Source organism: Pseudaquidulcibacter saccharophilus (assembly GCF_019455445.1).
Classification (GTDB): domain Bacteria; phylum Pseudomonadota; class Alphaproteobacteria; order Caulobacterales; family Aquidulcibacteraceae; genus Pseudaquidulcibacter; species Pseudaquidulcibacter saccharophilus.
The window spans coordinates 630,771-649,685 of record NZ_JAHWUS010000001.1 but is presented as its reverse complement, the minus strand read 5'-3'; the positions used below and the strand labels follow the sequence as shown (position 1 = coordinate 649,685).

Here is an 18,915-nt window from a genome sequence, read left to right as displayed (position 1 = left end):
GCGGATATTCCGCAATCCCTTCCCTTCGCAAGTTTTAACTTACAGGTTCTACGGGTCGTATAGCGCAACCTATACCTCTCAGCCAAAGCATGGCTCCCCGGGGGTTTATTGATTTTGGTTTCATATGTTATTTTCGCTTTGTAGTCCAGCAATTATGTTGTTAAATAAAAACGCGCCAAATCAATGAAACTTGTAAGCATATTTACGGGGGAAAAATGCAAGAATTTTACATTGCTGGCAAAGATGGCGTAAAAACATTTGTTCTTAATCTAAAACCACAAACACCAAGTGCAAAGCCACCGGTGTTTCTTATCCATGGTTTAACCCGTAATCATAAAGACTTTGCACCAATTTTTGATACTCTTTTGGGTTTAGGGCATGAGATTTTTGCAATTGATGTGCGTGGTCGCGGTAAATCTGATTATGATAAGATTGTCGCCAATTATAACCCCGTAACCTATGCGATGGATGTCATTGCGATTTTCGATGAATTAAAAATCCCACCAGCCATTTTTATTGGCACCTCAATGGGCGGTTTGATTTCAATGCTTCTTGCCTCCTTCCGTCCCGATTTGTTCAAAGGCATAATTTTAAACGATGTCGGACCAGAGGTGGCATTGGGCGGCATTAAACGCATCCGCTCTTATGTTGGTAGCGTTTCATTATTCAAAACCCTTGATGATGCGGCGGCGGCGGTAAAGGCAATAAACCTTGATGCATTCCCAAGCCGTGGTGATGACGATAAATTCTGGCTTGAATTTGCGGGGCGCACCTGCCGCAAAACCGATGATGGCTTTATTCTTGATTATGATCCGCAAATCCGTGAAAGCGTCGCAAGTGCCGACCCCGATGCACCACTTCCTGATATTTGGCCACAATTCAAGGCGAACATTGCCATCCCAACCATGTTGATACGCGGCGCGATAAGTGACCTTAACACCCCCGACATTGTTGCCAAAATGCACGAAGTAAAGGCAGATTTAATTGTGCGCGATGTCCCCAATGTTGGTCACGCCCCAATTTTGGATGAACCAGAAGCAATTGCGGCAATAAAAGAATTTTCGGCGAAGTTTTAAATTATATTCCGCAAATAAATATGGGGGATAAACATCCCCCAAATAAATTTTATCTTTTGGTTTCTATCCCAATTTCTTCGGTGCTTTTGGCCCAAAGAAGAACCATAAAATCAAGCCGCCGCCAGGGAAGAAGAATACCAAACATGCCCATAGTGCCTTGGCAAGACCGCCACTAGTTTGGTTTTGAAAAATTGAATAAACCGCCCAAACCGCCAAAACAAAATGTACAAAAAGCCAAAAACCGCCACCGCCATGTGCCAAACGCTGAAACATCTCTAACATTGTAATAATCCCTTTTTGTCTATATATGGGGCATAAATTAGATTTGACAATATTTTAATGACAGATAGCCCAAAAAACAACAAGCAAGAAAATAAAGAAGATTTTGAAATTAATATCGCCTCCGAAGGAAATATCAAGGCGATTACTTTGGGCTGCCGTCTTAATTTATATGAAACCGAGGCGATGAAAAAAGCCGCACGCGGTCTTAATCAACCCGTTATCCTTGTTAATACTTGCGCCGTTACCGCCGAGGCAGTGCGCCAAGCAAAACAAGCAATCCGCAAGGCAAAACGCGAAAACCCAGGTGCGCAAATTCTTGTTTCTGGCTGTGCCGCACAAATTGACCCCGCAAGTTTTGCCGATATGGAAGAGGTTACCAAAGTTATCGGCAACTCCCAAAAGGCGGATGAAAAAACCTATCTCAATCTTTTTCATGATGATGCAAAAATCGTGGTCGATGACATAATGTCAATCAAAGAGACCGCAGGGCATTTGATTGACGGTATCGAGGGCCGCACAAGGGCATATATTCAGGTTCAAAACGGTTGTGATCACCGTTGCACATTTTGCGTTATTCCTTTTGGGCGTGGTAATTCCCGCTCGGTTCCCGCGACGGAAATTGTTCGTGTTATCAATCGCTTGGTTGATAAAGGCATCAAAGAAGTTGTCCTTTCTGGCGTTGACTTAACCGCATGGGGTGCGGATTTGCCGGGCGCGCCAAACCTTGGCAATTTGGTTGATAGAATTTTCAGGCTTTGCCCAGATTTACCGCGCCTTAGATTATCATCAATTGATGCGGTGGAAATTGACGATACACTTTTCCGGCATTTTGCCGAAAACCCACGTTTAATGCCACATTTGCATTTGTCTTTGCAGCATGGGAATAACCTTATCCTTAAACGGATGAAGCGCCGCCATAGCCGTGAACAGGCAATTGAAATCACCACCCGCCTTAAAGCCGTGCGCCCCGAAATTGCCTTTGGCGCAGATATTATTGCGGGCTTCCCGACCGAAGATGAAAGCCATTTTGCCGACAGCCTGTCATTAATTGATGAAGCCGGCCTTAGCTTTGTTCATGTATTCCCCTATTCCCCGCGCCCAATGACGCCGGCGGCAAAGATGCCGCAACATCCACGCGGGCTTATTAAAGAGCGCGCAAAGATTTTGCGTGACCATGCGGCGGTGGCATTACAAAAGCTACTAAATGCCGAAATTGGCACAGTGCAGCAGGTTTTGCTTGAAAACAACAACCACGGCAGGTTGGATAATTTCACCCGTGTAAAAATCCCACATGACGCGGCGGGCGACATAATAAATGCCCGCATTATCGGTGTTGATGGTGAATTTTTGCTTGGAGAAATGGTTTAGAATTACAAACCTTATCATGCCGGAATTTAACCACTAAATTCACCCCAAAATTCAGAAATGTAACAATTTTTCCCCTATTTTGTAACGTTTTTGACAGTTTGTAACAGCAATTTTTGCAAATAAAACCATTATAAATCAATTAATTACGCGATTTTTAATGGCGTTTTTCCGCAATTCGCCAAAAAAGCTGACATTTGTTGACATTTTCAACCAAGCATCAGTTTTTGATTTGGCGGATATGTCCATATTATAAGGGTAAATGAAGTGGTGGTGGATAGTATTTCTTAACTGCTTTCCTTGAGGGAAGGAGTTAAGTGCTGTCATGCCGGAATTTTCCTTTGGGTTTTCCGGCAGACATCTCAACAAGTAAAATCTATCCCAATGCCGCGCGTTGCAATTCAAACAATTCGCCGCAACCTTGTTTTGCAAGGTTTAATAGCTCTTGGAATTCGGCCTCGGTAAATGGGCGTTCTTCGCCGGTTGCCTGCACCTCAATCAAGCCCAAACCTTCGGCGATAATAAAGTTTGCATCGGCTTCGGCGTTCGAATCTTCGGCATAATCCAAATCTAGCACGGGTTGACCTTCATAAATGCCGCAAGAAATCGCCGCGACCGCTGCCTTGATTGGGTTTTCGGTTAAAAGACCTTCTTCAAGCAAATATTTAACCGCGCCCTGTAATGCCACATATGCACCAGTCAAACTTGCAGTGCGTGTGCCGCCATCGGCCTGAATCACATCGCAATCAAGCAAGATTTGGCGTTCGCCCAATTTTTCCAAATCAACCACACTTCTAAGACCGCGGCCAATAAGTCGCTGAATTTCTTGGGTGCGCCCCGATTGTTTGCCCGATGCCGCTTCACGACGACCGCGCGTATGGGTGGCGCGTGGCAACATGCCATATTCGGCGGTAATCCAACCCTTTTTTTGCCCCTTTAACCAATTTGGAATCTTTTCTTCGACCGTTGCGGTGACAAGAACATGGGTATTGCCAAATTTTGCCAAGCACGAACCTTCGGCATAAGGTGAAAAATTGGGGATAAGTTCGATTTTACGGGTTTCGTTATTTTGTCGTTGCGACGGGCGGTTTGTCATAGAATATCTTTCTGTTTCGGCTTGTTTAGATGGACTTTGCATGCTTTTCAATCATAAAAAGCAAATATAATTACAACTCTTGGCTACTTGTAGAAATAATTACTACATGCTATTCCGCGCTTAGGGTGTGTATTATGGCTGGCGGGACAGAAGAGATAATAATAAATGGTGCGTTTCGCATCCTTGACGACAAGGGGCATCATTTTGTTGATATACAAAAAATTGAAGAAATGTATCAACTTACGCCCGGTTCCGGTAAAAATTACTTTGCCGATAATGGCGTGCTTTTATTACGCCTGGCTTCAATTGAAATTGATAATATCATAAAATCTATCCCTGCGGTTCAGGCGACACCATCTTATGGCAACGTAGTTTCAATGATGAATTTTTTCATCCATTGGGCGCAAAAATACCCCTATCGCTTTGCCCTTATATTCCGCAAATGGGAAGACACCCTACCCGAATTTGAAGACATGAGTACAAAGGCAAAAGATTATATAATCAAAACCTTCACTAGCTATGCACCACGCCCAATCAAGGGGCAAACCCCTGAAAAAATTGCGTTATTATTATGGTCAACCTGCATTGGCGCACTAACGCTTGAAAACATGCATTTGCTTGCGGGCGAAGAGGCGCACACAACAAACCCTGAAGATTTGATGCTTACGATCTTTAGTTTATTGACGAAATAATTATTGTTCTTTTTCTTCTGGCTCTAAGAAGCCATCTGGTAAATCGCAAACCAGTTTTTTGTTTTTTATGTCAACAATTGGCACATTGGCGCGCGTAAACGGCACAAACCAGCTTTTTTTGACATTTGGGGTATCTTCAACTTCAAGCAAATCTTCACCTGTTGTGATGATTGCCTTGATGCGACCCATATAATTGCCGTCCAAATCCTCAAGCTTTAGGCCGATTAAATCAACCTGATAATATTCATCTTCTTCAAGTTCGGGGAATTTATCACGCGGCACATAAAGTTTCACATTGCGCAAAGCCATTGCTTCTTCACGAGTGACGGATTTTTTCGGAAAAAATGAAAATCCCTCTTTAATGGCGCGCCATGATTTTACTTCAAATAAAATATCGCCCTTTTCATTCAAAAAGGGCGAATATTCAAAGATTGCCTCGGGGTCGGCGGTGAACGACTTCACACGCAATTCACCACGCACCCCAAAGGCACCTTGTATAACACCAATTAATACTTGGTTGTTATCAGACATAAATTATTCAGAAGCCGCTTCTTCGGTTGCAACTTCTTCAGCCGGTGCAGCAGCAGCCTCAGCAGCAGCAGCTTTTGCATCTTCTTCTTTTTGAAGACGTTCAGCAGCACGCTCTTTTGCTTTTTGACCAGGTTCACCTTTTTGTGGGTTGTTGCTGTTGGTCCAAGTGCCAACGCCTTGTTGAGCAAGGTAACGAGCAACACGATCAGTAGGTTGCGCACCTTTTTTTACCCATTCAGCAGCTTTTTCAAGATCAACAACAAAACGTTGGCCTGATTCAACGCTCAAAAGTGGGTTATAAGTACCGATTTTTTCGATGAAACGGCCATCACGAGGAGAGCGCGCATCAGCAACAACAACACGGTAAACTGGACGTTTTTTAGAGCCACCACGAGCCAAACGAATTTTCAAAGACATATTTTACTTCCTTACTTAAATTTAAAATTACTTTTTCTTACCAAAACCAAAGCCACCTAAACCCGGCAAACCGCCGCCCAGCCCAGGTAAACCACCGCCACCAAGCCCCGGAAGACCCTGTGGCATATTCTGTCCCATTGGCGGCATCGCACCTGATTGCAGTGCCTTTTCCCCCAATGCTTTTAATTGTTCTTCACTTGGCATGCCGCCTTTCATGCCACCCATTTTCTGCATAAGGCCTTTCATGCCGCCCTTGCCGATGGATTTAACCATATCAGCCATTGAACGGTGCATTTTGATAACCTTATTAACCTCTGAAACATCGACACCGGCACCCGTTGCAATACGGCGGCGGCGTGATGCGTTCAAAAGGTCTGGCTTTTGGCGCTCTTTTTTGGTCATTGAAGAAATGACCGCAATTTGACGAGTGATGATTTTTTCGTTTACCACGCCATTATCAAGCGCTTTTTTTGCCGCCTGCGCACCCGGTAACATGCCCATAATGCCACCAAGTCCACCCATATTTTGGATTTGGCGCAATTGCATAGACAAATCATCAAGGTCGAATTTGCCCTTTGCCATTTTGGCAGCCATTTTTTCGGCTGCCGCCATATCGGCATTTTCAACCGCCTTTTCAACCAATGCGACAACGTCACCTTGGCCCAAAATCCGACCAGCAATACGGCGGGCATCAAAAACATCAAGCCCGTCAATCTTCTCGCCGATACCAAGGAATTTGATTGGCAAGCCAGTAACCGCACGCATTGACAATGCCGCACCACCACGCCCATCACCATCGGCACGGGTAAGGATGATACCAGTTAGTGGCAAACGCTCATGGAAGCGTTTTGCGGTTTCGACCGCGTCTTGACCTGTTAAACTATCGGCAACCAAAAGGATTTCAGATGGATTAGCGATTTTTGCGATATTCGCCGCCTCAACCATCATTTCTTCATCAATTGATGTACGACCAGCGGTATCGAGGATTACAACATCAAAGCCGCCAAATTTTGCCGCCTGCATCGCGCGTTTTGCGATTTCAACCGGTGACTGACCTTGAACTATGGGAAGGCTTTCCACCTCGGCTTGGGTTGCTAAAATTGCAAGCTGCTCCATCGCCGCAGGGCGACGGGTATCAAGTGACGCCAATAATACTTTTTTACGGTCTTTTTTCTTTAGACGAAGTGCCAATTTACCGGTGGTGGTGGTTTTACCAGAACCTTGCAAACCCGCCATCATAATAACCGATGGCGGAGAAGAAATTTTCAAATCTTCTGGCTCTTGTGCGCCGCCCAAAGTTTCAATCAAGGCATCGTGAACGATTTTTACAACTTGTTGACCCGGTTTTACTGCGCGAATAACTTTTTCGCCAACGGCTTCTTCTTTTACGGTGTTGATGAATTGTTTAACCACAGGAAGTGCAACGTCAGCCTCAAGCAGGGCGACACGAACCTCACGCAATGCCGCCTCGACATCTTTTTCCGAAAGCGCACCGCGCCCGGTAAGATTGTCAAACACACCGCCTAATTTTTCCGTTAAAGCATCAAACACTTCTAAAAAACCTTTCAAAACCACACAACGCAAAACACCCCGCAGGGCGATAACGCTGTGCGGGGGGACCACTCTACCCCATTCGTTTTACCCTTAAATTTCTAAGGACGAGACCGTGCAGACATGGTTATTTTGGCAATGTGCCGAAATTCTTGCGCGGGCTATATAGGAAAAAAGGTTAAGAGTCAAATTATGCTTTTGACCTCACGGCTATCTCGGGGCATTTACTAATCGTAAATGCAATTCCCTCAAGCCTCCGGTGGGGCGGCGGACTTCCGCCGGCGCACGCTTGTGCGCTTGACGGGGAGGATTACAACTGAACTAGTCAATCATATCACGCAAATGCCGTCCGGCAATTTGCACATGTACCATGGGTTTCGATTAGGGTACGGGAAATTTGGAAATTAGCACTTTTGGCGGTTTCATTTATCATTGCCTCGACCGCAACCAAATGAACCTCGCTTACTGTGCCGCATTTATCGCAAATCATCACCATCGGAACATGGGTATCATAATGGCAATGATCGGAATGGGTGCAGACGAAATAACTTGAATCACTTTCAATCTTGTGAACCAAGCCCGTGCGGCACAAAAACTCAAGCGCACGGTAAATGGTCGGCGGTTTGGCGGGTGTGCCGTTTTCTTCACGAATGCCAATAATGTCATAGGCTTTTAGCGGTTTTTCAGCCTCCAATAATTTTTTCATAACCATGCGGCGCGGCGCAGTGAAACGTTCACCAATTGATTTGGTTTTTTCTTCGGCTTTTAATAATGCGCTATCAATTAAGTCTGACATATAACAAATGTAGTGTAATCATACCCCAAGTCAATGAGACGAATTAGCATTCTTATTTAATCTTGAATTCAAAAGGGGCAAAAAGCGCACGTAATTTATCCGTGCCAACGCCGGCAATTGCCGCCGCAAGTGCCAATAAAATTGGATCTAAAAGCAGCCGAACCAAGGACAAACCACCACCAAACACGGCAACACCCATAAAACAAAGCAAAATAATTGCGGTTGCATAATAATGATTTTTGACACGATTTTCATTGGTAAGCAAAAGGACAAGCCCCAAAAGCCCCAAGCCCAACAATATCAAAAGCGGCAACATTGAAGGCAATAGCCCAAGAAAATTAAACGCATTGCCTGTTACATCGCTTGCCATACTATTTTTCAATGTATCGGAAAGCGCCAATTTCGCACTGTTTACCACGCTATGGGATTTGAAGGCATTCAAAAATGCCAACACAACAAATAAGCCCGGCCCCCAAATTAACGAGCTTATAAAGCCATATTTCGCGTCACTTTTAAAACCATCAGAAGTAAATCTTGCAACCACAAAAATCAAAATTTGTGGCCAAAAACTGATTGGGCGTAGGAACGTAATTATTATTGCAATAAGAAAGGCAAATGCAAGGTTATAATGGCTTGAAGTTTTTATGGCACGTATAAGATTATATGCCATCAAAGCGCAAAGTGCCGCGAAAATCGCGTCATCTGGGCGCTCCCACAAATTGGGGGCAAGATTAAATATTGGCATTACCACAATCAAACTTGCAGCAATGGCACGAGCCCAAATCGGTGCGTCAAATAATTTGGTGATTTTGAAAACCGCAAACATCATTATCGCCGATGGCACTAATGAAAATAATTTAAGCCCAATTTCACCAAAGTTTTTTAAAATTAACGCACGAAAAAATGTTTCCCCAGACGCAATTGTTTGCGGTGTTTGCAAAGGCAACGCGCCCGATGAAAAATCACGGTATGCCCCAATTAAAACCGGTGAAAAAACCGCAAAAAATATTAAAAACGGCACGGCACGCCACAGCAACTCATTACCAAGTTGCAAAATCCCCGCAATTCGAGATTCGTTATTGTAAATTCTAATTTGTGCCATTCTGCTCATGGATATTACAAAGCACAAAAGCCGAAAAACTTCCATTGCATTAGCCAAATTGGCGAATTAATTGAAATCACACTCGGAATTTTCGTTAAATAATCGAATTTCACGCCATTTTAATGGCTCTTTAGGCCGATGTTATGTAATGAATTGTGCGAATGTGAATTTCTACTGATATTATAGCTTGAACTTTCGTCACTTATTTAATAACAAGCCCGCCTTGCACATGCGCACCCATAGCTCAGCTGGATAGAGCAATTGACTACGAATCAATAGGTCGGGCGTTCGAATCGCTCTGGGTGCGCCATTTTCCCTCTTACATTTATCTAAATTTATGCACGTGGCATTTAATCGGCACACCATTTTGCGTGTTTTTTAGTGCTGATTAATGGCAAAAAACGCACATGTGCATCCCTTTAATATTCTACCTTTAATTGACGCAAACCACCTGCACTAATTTACTTTAGTTTTAGTTAAAGCTAAAAAATATATCATGTAAGCATATTTTTTGTGCATAAAATTTATACAAAACCCATTAAACACAGGTTTTATGAGAATAATTCCCGATTAATTTACTCGGAATTAACAAGTTTTAATTAATTATCAATCTATATATGCTTACCATACAGTAATGCAATTTATAATTTCAGGGACGTATCGTCATTTCAATGTGGCATTCTTATGATTAAGCAAAGTGTTTTAAAGAGCCTTTTTGACGCCTCCGAAGATGCAATCGTTATCACGAATTGCAATATGGAGATTATTGAATTCAACCAAGGCGCTGAAAATATCTTTGAACACAAAAAAGAAGATGTAATTGGTAAAAGCGTTGAACTCCTGATACCTGAAAAATACCGCGCACGACATCCGGAAATTACCGAAGATTTTCGAACAAATAAAAACCCTGTCCTCGGGAAAAGTATTAAAAGACGTGTATATGGTTTACGCTCTGATGGAACCGTGTTTCCAGCTTTGATAAGTATAACCAAAACCGGACATGGCGAAAACGCTTATTTCTCAACAATTTTGCGTGATATTAGTGTTTTGGTCGAAACCCAAGAAGAACTTGAACGTTCTTTGAATATGGTAAAGGTCGCATCTTCGGACGCCGGTCTTTATATTTATGAATTAGATTTGACCACGAATAAGGTTTATTATTCAAAGCATTGCGATTTTGTTTTTGGCGAATACCCACCCGAAGCCGAAAATTTTGCCGAACGTATTATGCACAGCATCTTTCCAGATGATATTGATGTTTTGCAAAACGCATGGGAATTATTATGCACGCATAATAAAACCTTTGATGTTCAATTACGCTTTGTTCGCAGCGATAATAAATTAATTTGGGCCAAAATTATTATCGAGCCAATTCTTGACGAAAACAACAAAAGAATCCGCCTTATCGGCAGTATAAAAGATATTAGTCGTGAAGTAATTCGCAAACATAAACTTCAAGAATCCGCAAACCGCCTTGAACTTGCTATTGAAAGTTCTGAAATCACGGTTTTTGATCGTGACTACGTGCGTAATCAACTTCACATCATCCAAAATACAGCAAGACTTTTGGATGAAATGACATCGGTCACTGAATTTCCGGATTTTATTGTTGAAAAAATCCACAAAGACGACCGCATGATGGTTCTCAAAAGAACCGAAGAAGCAGTTGTAACCCGCGAAACAATTAATATAAACTTCCGTATGTATAACCTGGATAATTTAATGGTCTGGGTAAATTTAAAGGCGCGGTTTTTATATGGAAGTGATGGCGACATTGCACGTTTTATCGGGGCAATCCGCGATATTAGCGAAGACGTAAGAGCAAAAAATCGAATTACATCGGTTGCAAATCGTTTCCGTATTGCAACCCAAACCGCAGGCATGACAATCTATGAAGTTGATTATATCAACGACGTTGTCACCGCCGAAAGTGCTTATGAACCTGATATTCACGGCAATTGTTCAGTTAAAGAGTTTCATGATAAAGTTTGGGCAAAAGTCCATCCCCTTGATCTTGCACTGGTTAATGATCATTGGCAAAATTGCGTTAAAAACAGCGCACCGCTTAAGCTTGAATATCGCGAACTTAATGAGCAAGGCTATATAAATTGGGTAAGCGTCACCGGTGAATTTGTTGAAATCAAAAACGGCAAACCGGCAAAATTCATTGGAACCAGAAGCGATATAACCGCAAAAAAACTCAATGAACAACAATATCTGAACGCCAAAATCGAGGCTGAGCGGGCAAACGAAGCCAAAAGCCAATTCCTTGCCGCCATGAGCCACGATATGCGTACCCCGTTAAATGGGATGCTAGGATTATTACAAATTTTCCCACGCGAAAACTTAACCGAGAAACAAATATCATTGCTTGATACTTGCTTGAATGGCAGCAAATTTTTATCGGCACGAATTGACGATATTCTTGATTTGACCAAGGTTGAACAAGGCATGATTGAACTTGTCGAAAAACAATTCAATCTCGATAATATGTTCACCAATCTGATTAATCTTTTCGAGGCACAAATCGAAAAGAATAATGTTAAATTCATTCTCGATATCAGTGGTGCAAGCGGAGATTATATTGGCGACGCCATAAGGGTCCAGCAGATTATTGATAATATCATTTCCAATTCGGTTAAATACACCCCACAAGGCAATATTTACATAAGTGCCAATTATAGCGGAAACATGCTTGAAATTGTCGTCAAAGATGAAGGCATCGGCATGGATAGGCAAACCGCATGCCGTCTTTATTCGCTTAACTCTTGGGCAGAAGAAGATATGGTCAATTCAATTGCTGGCTCTGGGATTGGGCTTGCAGTTTGCAATCAGCTAACCCGCCTAATGAAAGGTACAATCTTCGCAGATTCTGAAATTGGCGAAGGTATGAAGGTTACACTGCGTCTTCCGCTTAAGAAAATTCAAACCCAAGAAGTAGCGCACGACACCAACCACCATGAGGTTGACGAAAGCGAAAATAGTGAAGATTTAAAAATCCTCGTCGCCGAAGATAACCCAACCAACCAACTTGTTATCCGCACCATGTTAGAACAAATCAATTTGGATGCCGAGATTGTTTGTAATGGCAAAGAGGCGGTTGAACGCTGGCAAAATCAGAATTTTGATATAATCCTTATGGACATAAAAATGCCGGTGCTTGATGGGTTATCTGCGACACGGGAAATACGAAATCTTGAATGCGCATCACACCGCGACAGAACCCCAATAATCGCGGTTACTGCCAATGCATTGAAAGAGCAAATTGACCTCTATCTAAATAGCGGGTTTGACAATGTCGTACCCAAACCAATCAATATCAGCACGCTTTTCAACGCAATCGAAAGCGCACTAGAGGCGGAAGATGATAACGAAACGGCTAAAATAGCTTAAGAGTTTTGTTAAAATTTTACATAGCCTTAAAAGCGAATTTTTATATTTTTGCGCTATAAGTTTTCAATGACAAAAACAAACAACGCAGAAATCAACCCTAAATGTGCGCCTAAAAATGCGGTTCCACAGGCAGCGAATAATAATCAAAGAGACAATAATTACCTAAAAATTGCTGCGGAATTCAATCTTTTTCGGGGACAATTCTTAAGTGAATTTACAAGATTTGAGATACTTCTGTGTGAAACGTTATTCGCCTTAAAAAACAATACTGAAATTTTAAAGGCAGATATTCCCAATACAAATGCTTACAGAACAGATTTAATGTTGACGCTAAGTTCAGAGGATAACAAGTTAAAATCAAAAATTGGGCAAATTAAAAAACCTCTTAAAGAAATTGAAAAATATGAGAATCTAAGAAACTTTCTTGCACATGGAGCATCAAAGATATTAAGAGACGAAAGTGGTAAGTATGTTTGTATGTTACTCATTTATGCTAATAACGGTCAAAGCAATCGAAAAGAAGTTGAGTTTATTGAGGCTTCAAAGCAAGAAATTATTGTTACGAAACTAAAGAGTTTGGTCAATAATTTTGAAAACCATACAAAATCTATTAGGAATTTATGGGTTGCGTCATAAAACTTTGTTGGACTTATTTTATACCCCGCTTGACAAGAATTTAAAGCGGGTTCATGATTAAGAGTATGAATAAAAACAATAATAAAAATACTATCGAAAAAATTATAAACGAACTTAACGAAAAATACATGGCGGCATCTGATGCACTAAGGGGTGCATTGGCGGAATATGTGAAAACACGTACGCCACCAAGTAATGAAACGCGGCAAAAATTCCGCTATCCACAATTAATCTTGAAATATAATCCGGATAAGCCACCGCCGGTTTCTGCGCGGGCCTATGCAAAGTTTAACTTTGCCGGAACTTATCTTGGAACCTTTACCCACCCTAATGAGTTTGCCCATTATTTGCGCGAACAATTAGAGCCATTGTTTGACGAATATGATCCACAATATGAAATCACATATTCGGATCAAGAAATTCCTTATGGCTTTGTTATGGAAGGCGCAAATGAACTTGGGGTTGGCGATGTCCCCCCCGATGAATTGGCGCGCCATTTCCCAACCCCTGATTTAAACCACGTTGGTGACGAGGTTGCAGACGGCCTTTGGGACATTAATGGGCATAATATTCGCCCGCTTTCACTTTATGACGGCCTAAGGACTGATTATTCCCTAAAACGTCTATTGCATTACACCGGAACCGATTGGCGCAATTTCCAGCCATGGATTTTGTTTACCAACTATGCCCGTTATGTTGATGAATTCGTTAAATGGGCGGCCGAAGAAATTAAAAACCCCAATACCCCATATTATAAGCTTGTATGCTCTGGTGGTGTGGAAATCGACATTAATAATGCCGATGATGCCGTAAGGATTACTTCGCAAAGCGATTGGCGCAAATATCAAATGCCGGCCTATCACCTGCTTAGCAAAGAAGGCGAAGGCATTAGCCTTGTTAACATCGGGGTTGGGCCTTCAAATACCAAAAACATCACTGACCATTTGGCGGTTTTGCGCCCACATTGCTGGTTGATGGTTGGCCATTGTGCAGGTTTGCGCCAAAGCCAACGGATTGGAGATTATGTCCTTGCCCACGCTTATTTGCGCCGCGATAATGTCCTTGACGATATTTTACCGGTATCTGTTCCCATCCCACCAATTGCAGAAGTGCAAATCGCAATCTTTGAGGCGGCAAAACAAATCACTGGCGAACAAAAGGAAACCCTTAAACGCCGCCTAAGAACCGGCACAGTGGTTAGCTTTGCTGATAGAAACTGGGAACTTTATTGGTCCAAAGAGCGGCAGCTTATCAATATGTCACGCGCCATTGGTGTGGATATGGAAAGCTGCATGGTTGCAGCGCAAGGTTTCCGCCATCGTGTTCCATATGGCACATTGCTTTGTATCTCTGACAAGCCAGTGCATGGTGAAATCAAACTTCCAGGTGCGGCAAACGTATTTTATGAGCGCGCAATTCAAGAGCATTTGAAAATCGGTATCCGAACCATTGAAAACCTTCGCAATGAGGGTCGTGTGGTTCACTCCCGTAAACTTCGCTCTTTTGATGAGCCACCATTTAGATAAAAAACACCCCCTCCCAAATAAAAGGAGGGGGTTTTTAATTTAAATCAAACCTTCTGCTTTTAATGCAGCCTGAACAGCCGGACGGCCAGCAATACGTTTTGAATAATTTGCAAGATTTATCCAATCCACAAGTTTTAAGCCAACGTGGTTCACCCAATTAGTTACGGTGAACAAATAAGCATCGGCAATTGTGAATTTATCGCCCATAATAAATTCGCGACCATCAGAAAGTTCTTTTTCAAGATAATCAAGGCGAAGTTTTACATTACCCAATGCGAATGCTTTTACTTCATCACTTGCCATCGGGTTAAACAATGGGGAGAAAGATTTATGATATTCTGCGGCAATATAATTTAACACACCAACTAATTTTGCACGTTCAATTGACGGTGCGGCAGGCGCAAGGCCTTTATCTTGGTGTGTGTCCGCAAGATATTGGGTAATTGCAACCCCTTCGGTAATTAAATCACCACTATCGAGCAAAAGCGCAGGCACTTGGCCTTTTGGGTTAATTTGAAAATAGTCATCGCCGTTTTCGGTTTTTTTGGCGCGAATATCGGTTTTGACAAGCTCAAACTCAAGTCCGAGTTCACGCAAAACGATATGTGGTGATAATGAACATGCGCCAGGGCTATAATATAATTTCATAATATCCTCTCTTTTAATGATGGCGAACTCTATTATCCATTATTACATTTGTAAACATGGTTACTTTATGTTACTGGTTTTATAGGTTTACAATCGGTAACCTGATTTCCAAATTTGCACTTTTTTAAATAGGCATAAAAATGCTAAAGCATCGCCCAGCCAAATTCAAACTTCCAACTGGCAAATGTTATATTACAGAAATTATGGAGCTTTTGGGCGGCACATGGACACCCGCATTATTATGGAATCTTTCTGATGGCGCGCGCCGCTTTAGTGAGCTTAAATCATATCTTGCGCCGATTTCCTCTAAAATGCTTAGTTCACGCCTATCGCAATTACAAAAGAAAAACGTGATAAAACGTATAGTTATGGATACCAAACCGCCATCGGTTGAATATGAACTTACTGATTTAGGTATAGAATTATTGCCAGCCATAGAAAAAATGGCACAAATTGGCGCTAGGCTTCGTGATTATAGTGAAAATGGCAAATAGGGGGTTTCATGCACCGCTTTATAAAAATTGATGGGGTCCACAATTTTCGGGACTTTGGTAAATATAAAACCAAAACCGGCGAGAAAGTGCGCGAAAAATTGCTTTTTCGTTCGGGGCAATTATCTAATCTAACTGAAAATGGACATGCGGAACTATCCCAATTAAAAATTAAAACAATTGTTGATCTTCGCAAGACCAATGAGCGGAAATTACAACCCAATCAAATAAAAGGCACAATCAAACAAATAACTGGAAGCAGTAAAAGTGATGATGGTGAAACCCTACCACCGCACCTACAATATTTAAGGGATGAAGAAGTTACGACGCAAAAAACACACGACTTTATGCTTCAGACCTATCGGCGCCTCCCCTATGAACCTATGCACGTTGAAATATTCAATCAGGCATTCGCCGAACTTACACAGCCTGAACACCCGATATTGATTCATTGTGCCGCGGGAAAAGACAGAACCGGCATATTATGTGCCTTAATCTTAAAAACTCTTGATGTTCATGATGATGATATTATGGACGATTATCTTTTAACCAACAAAGTTCACAACCTTGATGAATTAGTGGAAAAATATGCCGAAAGCATTTCCAATCGCTTGGGCAAAAAAATTGATTCTAAAGCTATGCGACCTTTGGGTATTGTAAGTGAAGAATATCTTCAAACTGCATTTGACGAAATTATTAATAAAAATGGCTCATTACTTGGCTATTTAAATGCAATTGGAATAAAAGAAAATCAATTATTACAAATACGTAAGAATTTAATTTAGCCAAAATAAACCTTTAGGATACTTTTCTTTTTTTTTAATGCGGTTTATCCTTACGCGGGGTAAAACATGCATAAGTATGAAGAACAAATTTACGGCTTCATAGAAGAGATTAACTACTCGGACGATTTCGAAGATCTAAACGCCAGATTTGGCAATATGATTAACGAATTTGGCTTCGGTCAGTGGGGCTGTATCCAAATTTCATCGGCAAAAAAGCAGATCAAAAGTCCGCTTAGGCGTGCCTTTGGCAATATTCCCGAAGATTGGTTCAACCATTACCGCGATAGTAATTTTATTTTTGACGATTATGCCGCAAAAATGGTTATGGACTTGCAAAAGCCCTTTTGGTGGAGTGAAATTATCGACACTTTTCCACTTGAAGATAAGCATATTCGCATTTTTGAAGAAGCGAAATCATTTGGGCACGATAATGGCTTTGCCGTCCCCCTAAAATTTGCAGACGGAAGTATCTGGAGCTGCCTTTTAACTTCGGATCAAGATACAGAAAACCACGAAATTAAAGATGCGCTAAATTTAGCCGCACAGTTTTTTGCCCGCCGTGGGATGTATCTTAAAAGCAAAGCGGAAATCGTAAAAAAAGACTATAGGCTGACCAAGCGGCAAAGACAAATTGTTGAGCTGTTACGCCATGGCAATACCCAGGCAGAATGCGCATTTCTACTACAAATATCGCATTCCACCGTATTCAACCAAACTAATGAGGCAAAAGAGCGCATGAACTGCAAGACAATTGCTGAATTGGTTGCAGAAGCAATGATTCATGGTGAAATCGACCTATAAATTAAGAAAATTGCCTATTTTTTTTAAGTCAAATTTTTTTAAATATGCGGTGTAGGCAATTATTTGCCTGTTCTAATCTTCTAACCTCGTTGAAGATCACTTCGTGGCCCACTAGATTAAATTTCTTTGTAAATTCAGTTTATTTGGGCCACATTTTTTCTATTTACTTACGTGCAATTCCGTAACTTTTACGAAAATATCCTTGAAAGCATCGCCGATTTCGCTTGCGTCATTAACTGCTTTGAAGTTTGTATTTTTTGAAGCACAGCTCATCAAAAGATTTTTAGATTCTTCTGTTGGAATTGAAAGACCAACCGTATAAACCTCAATCCCTTTGGCTTTGATATTGTTACAAATTTGGCTAGTTTTATTATCAAGATAGCCTTTAATATCTGCGGCAGTATATGAACCACCAGACATAAAATCTTTGGCATAGCCCCACGGTGTGTAAGCACTTGTAAGCGGTGTATTAAACGCATTCACCGCATTTTCACCATCGGTAAAGAAGATAATGACTTTTTGGACCCCTGCCCCATATGCGGCGCCTTCATCAAACGGCATCCCAGGGGAAATAACTTTAAAGCCCCACGCCAAACCATGCGCAAGGTTAGTACCACCCAAAGCGTTCAATTGGTCAACCTTGGTTGAAAACCCGCTATAATTTGCGGTTAGTGGCGTAATAGGTTGAGAATCACAACCGAAATTTGGCCCCTGTGATTCAAAATAGTTTGAATAAAAAGTATAACTTGAGCGGGTTATCGGTGCAGTCCATGTCGCAGGGTTAGGACCATTAATGCCATATTTGCTAAGGTCTTGTGCCTTGCTTATATCGTCAAAGCCACCCTTGTCTTGAATATAACTATTTGGATAAAGTACGTTATCATCCGGCTCATCAGGCCACAACCACGGCACAAAAAGGCTTTTTGGATTGCCGGCATTTGGCGGTTCATCGGTCATGTCCATATCATTTGGACGTTCCATAATGCATCCACTGAAATTTGCGCCCAAATGGTTTAATAATTGCCACCTATTAACGTGGCTGGCAAAGCCATTATCTTGCATTGGCGATAATGCGTTAACATCCATCCAACTTGCATTGGCATTGGCCGGATCAACATTAACGTTATCAGTAAACGGAACCATACCTATTTTAAGATTGATGTTTTGCGCTTGATAGTTTTCCAAGTCGGTGACGGTTTTCTTAACAGCCTCTTTTAGCGCATCAATCCTTGCACCAGCCATAGATCCAGAAGTATCGAGTACGAACACGATTTCAAGGTTTCTGGTTCCGATAGTAATATCACTATCCACTTTGCCATTCATTTCAGAAATACCGATTAAACCAGCAAAAAGTGTTTTGGTTTTAAAAGTTGCTGCGGCATGCCATGTATCACCGGATTTAGTCACAGTAGCGTCAGACAATTTAAAGCTAGAGTCATGATTGCTTAGTTGAATAAATTCATTGACTTTTTGCTGCACAGTAACTTGATCAAGGAAAGCCTGCTTATCAGTAAATGGGTTTAAAAGCGCAGAGTCGAGCAAATTTTGCGCCTTTGAATGCGCACTAGAAAGCTGGGAAATATCAAATCCCAATGCCATTACACCGCCAACAGGTATCATCGCCAACGCAAATGTCATGGCAACATTTCCACGAACTGATGATAAGAGTTTTTTAATCATAATTCTTTCCTTGCGCGTATATTACCATTTATTCAGTAAAATTATGC

At 41.8% G+C, this 18,915-nt stretch carries 18 protein-coding genes, 1 tRNA gene and 1 riboswitch; of the genes, 10 read left to right on the top strand and 9 right to left on the bottom strand.

All coding sequences use genetic code 11. From position 1 onward, the window contains the following. Nucleotides 1–3: 3 nt before the first annotated feature. A riboswitch (TPP riboswitch) is annotated at nt 4–110 on the bottom strand. Nucleotides 111–215: 105 nt separating this feature from the next. Further along, nucleotides 216–1,076 carry an alpha/beta fold hydrolase gene (locus KXV15_RS03045; protein ID WP_240006685.1) on the top strand — a complete coding sequence of 287 codons (861 nt, stop codon included), beginning with the start codon at nt 216–218 and terminating at the stop codon, nt 1,074–1,076. Between the two features lie 63 nt (nt 1,077–1,139). Here the strand turns inward: KXV15_RS03045 and KXV15_RS03040 are convergent, their stop codons facing one another. Continuing rightward, nucleotides 1,140–1,358 (bottom strand): PLD nuclease N-terminal domain-containing protein, encoded by a 219-nt coding sequence (locus tag KXV15_RS03040; protein WP_240006684.1) that lies wholly within the window; start codon nt 1,356–1,358, stop codon nt 1,140–1,142. A 57-nt stretch (nt 1,359–1,415) separates the two neighbouring features. On the opposite strand from KXV15_RS03040, the gene mtaB reads away from it, so the two are divergent. Beyond that, nucleotides 1,416–2,726, top strand: coding sequence for a tRNA (N(6)-L-threonylcarbamoyladenosine(37)-C(2))-methylthiotransferase MtaB (gene mtaB, locus KXV15_RS03035; RefSeq protein ID WP_240006683.1), 1,311 nt, complete (start codon nt 1,416–1,418; stop codon nt 2,724–2,726). A 373-nt stretch (nt 2,727–3,099) separates the two neighbouring features. Here mtaB and rph read toward each other — a convergent pair whose 3' ends face one another. After that, nucleotides 3,100–3,861, bottom strand: coding sequence for a ribonuclease PH (rph, locus tag KXV15_RS03030; RefSeq protein ID WP_275671532.1), 762 nt, complete (start codon nt 3,859–3,861; stop codon nt 3,100–3,102). A 92-nt stretch (nt 3,862–3,953) separates the two neighbouring features. On the opposite strand from rph, the gene KXV15_RS03025 reads away from it, so the two are divergent. Then, the gene (locus KXV15_RS03025) at nt 3,954–4,511 is read left to right on the top strand and encodes a TetR-like C-terminal domain-containing protein (RefSeq protein ID WP_240006682.1); all 558 of its coding nucleotides are present in this window, start codon (nt 3,954–3,956) and stop codon (nt 4,509–4,511) included. Here KXV15_RS03025 and rimM read toward each other — a convergent pair whose 3' ends face one another. The 5 genes from rimM to KXV15_RS03000 all read right to left on the bottom strand — a co-directional run bounded on the left by rimM (nt 4,512) and on the right by KXV15_RS03000 (nt 8,908). Next, the gene (gene rimM / locus KXV15_RS03020) at nt 4,512–5,042 is read right to left on the bottom strand and encodes a ribosome maturation factor RimM (RefSeq protein ID WP_240006681.1); all 531 of its coding nucleotides are present in this window, start codon (nt 5,040–5,042) and stop codon (nt 4,512–4,514) included. A gap of 3 nt (nt 5,043–5,045) precedes the next feature. Next, nucleotides 5,046–5,459: a 30S ribosomal protein S16 gene (gene rpsP / locus KXV15_RS03015; protein WP_240006680.1), complete on the bottom strand. Its 414-nt coding sequence runs from the start codon at nt 5,457–5,459 to the stop codon at nt 5,046–5,048. A 27-nt stretch (nt 5,460–5,486) separates the two neighbouring features. Continuing rightward, a complete protein-coding gene (gene ffh, locus KXV15_RS03010; RefSeq protein ID WP_240007194.1) occupies nt 5,487–7,010 on the bottom strand; it encodes a signal recognition particle protein in 1,524 nt (507 codons plus the stop codon). Nucleotides 7,011–7,344: 334 nt separating this feature from the next. Beyond that, nucleotides 7,345–7,806 (bottom strand): transcriptional repressor, encoded by a 462-nt coding sequence (locus KXV15_RS03005; protein ID WP_240006679.1) that lies wholly within the window; start codon nt 7,804–7,806, stop codon nt 7,345–7,347. A gap of 52 nt (nt 7,807–7,858) precedes the next feature. Next, nucleotides 7,859–8,908 (bottom strand): hypothetical protein, encoded by a 1,050-nt coding sequence (locus tag KXV15_RS03000; protein ID WP_240006678.1) that lies wholly within the window; start codon nt 8,906–8,908, stop codon nt 7,859–7,861. Between the two features lie 233 nt (nt 8,909–9,141). On the opposite strand from KXV15_RS03000, the gene KXV15_RS02995 reads away from it, so the two are divergent. From KXV15_RS02995 to KXV15_RS02980, 4 genes are all read left to right on the top strand, one after another. Beyond that, nucleotides 9,142–9,218, top strand: a tRNA-Arg gene (locus KXV15_RS02995). Between the two features lie 374 nt (nt 9,219–9,592). Then, nucleotides 9,593–12,301, top strand: coding sequence for a PAS domain S-box protein (locus tag KXV15_RS02990; RefSeq protein ID WP_240006677.1), 2,709 nt, complete (start codon nt 9,593–9,595; stop codon nt 12,299–12,301). Between the two features lie 66 nt (nt 12,302–12,367). Then, nucleotides 12,368–12,937: a hypothetical protein gene (locus KXV15_RS02985; protein ID WP_240006676.1), complete on the top strand. Its 570-nt coding sequence runs from the start codon at nt 12,368–12,370 to the stop codon at nt 12,935–12,937. Between the two features lie 65 nt (nt 12,938–13,002). After that, complete coding sequence (locus tag KXV15_RS02980) at nt 13,003–14,463, top strand: AMP nucleosidase (protein WP_240006675.1); 1,461 nt, start codon at nt 13,003–13,005, stop codon at nt 14,461–14,463. Nucleotides 14,464–14,502: 39 nt separating this feature from the next. Here KXV15_RS02980 and gstA read toward each other — a convergent pair whose 3' ends face one another. Continuing rightward, a complete protein-coding gene (gstA, locus tag KXV15_RS02975; RefSeq protein WP_240006674.1) occupies nt 14,503–15,111 on the bottom strand; it encodes a glutathione transferase GstA in 609 nt (202 codons plus the stop codon). A gap of 140 nt (nt 15,112–15,251) precedes the next feature. Between gstA and KXV15_RS02970 the strand changes: the two genes are divergently transcribed. The 3 genes from KXV15_RS02970 (at nt 15,252) to KXV15_RS02960 (ending at nt 17,188) form a co-directional block, all read left to right on the top strand. Next, a complete protein-coding gene (locus KXV15_RS02970) occupies nt 15,252–15,605 on the top strand; it encodes a winged helix-turn-helix transcriptional regulator (RefSeq protein ID WP_240006673.1) in 354 nt (117 codons plus the stop codon). An 8-nt stretch (nt 15,606–15,613) separates the two neighbouring features. Beyond that, nucleotides 15,614–16,387, top strand: coding sequence for a tyrosine-protein phosphatase (locus KXV15_RS02965; protein ID WP_240006672.1), 774 nt, complete (start codon nt 15,614–15,616; stop codon nt 16,385–16,387). 66 nt (nt 16,388–16,453) lie between these two features. Beyond that, nucleotides 16,454–17,188, top strand: a complete 735-nt coding sequence (locus KXV15_RS02960) for a helix-turn-helix transcriptional regulator (RefSeq protein ID WP_240006671.1) — start codon at nt 16,454–16,456, stop codon at nt 17,186–17,188. A gap of 159 nt (nt 17,189–17,347) precedes the next feature. Here KXV15_RS02960 and KXV15_RS02955 read toward each other — a convergent pair whose 3' ends face one another. Further along, a complete protein-coding gene (locus KXV15_RS02955) occupies nt 17,348–18,868 on the bottom strand; it encodes a VWA domain-containing protein (RefSeq protein ID WP_240006670.1) in 1,521 nt (506 codons plus the stop codon). Between the last annotated feature and the right edge of the window lie 47 nt (nt 18,869–18,915).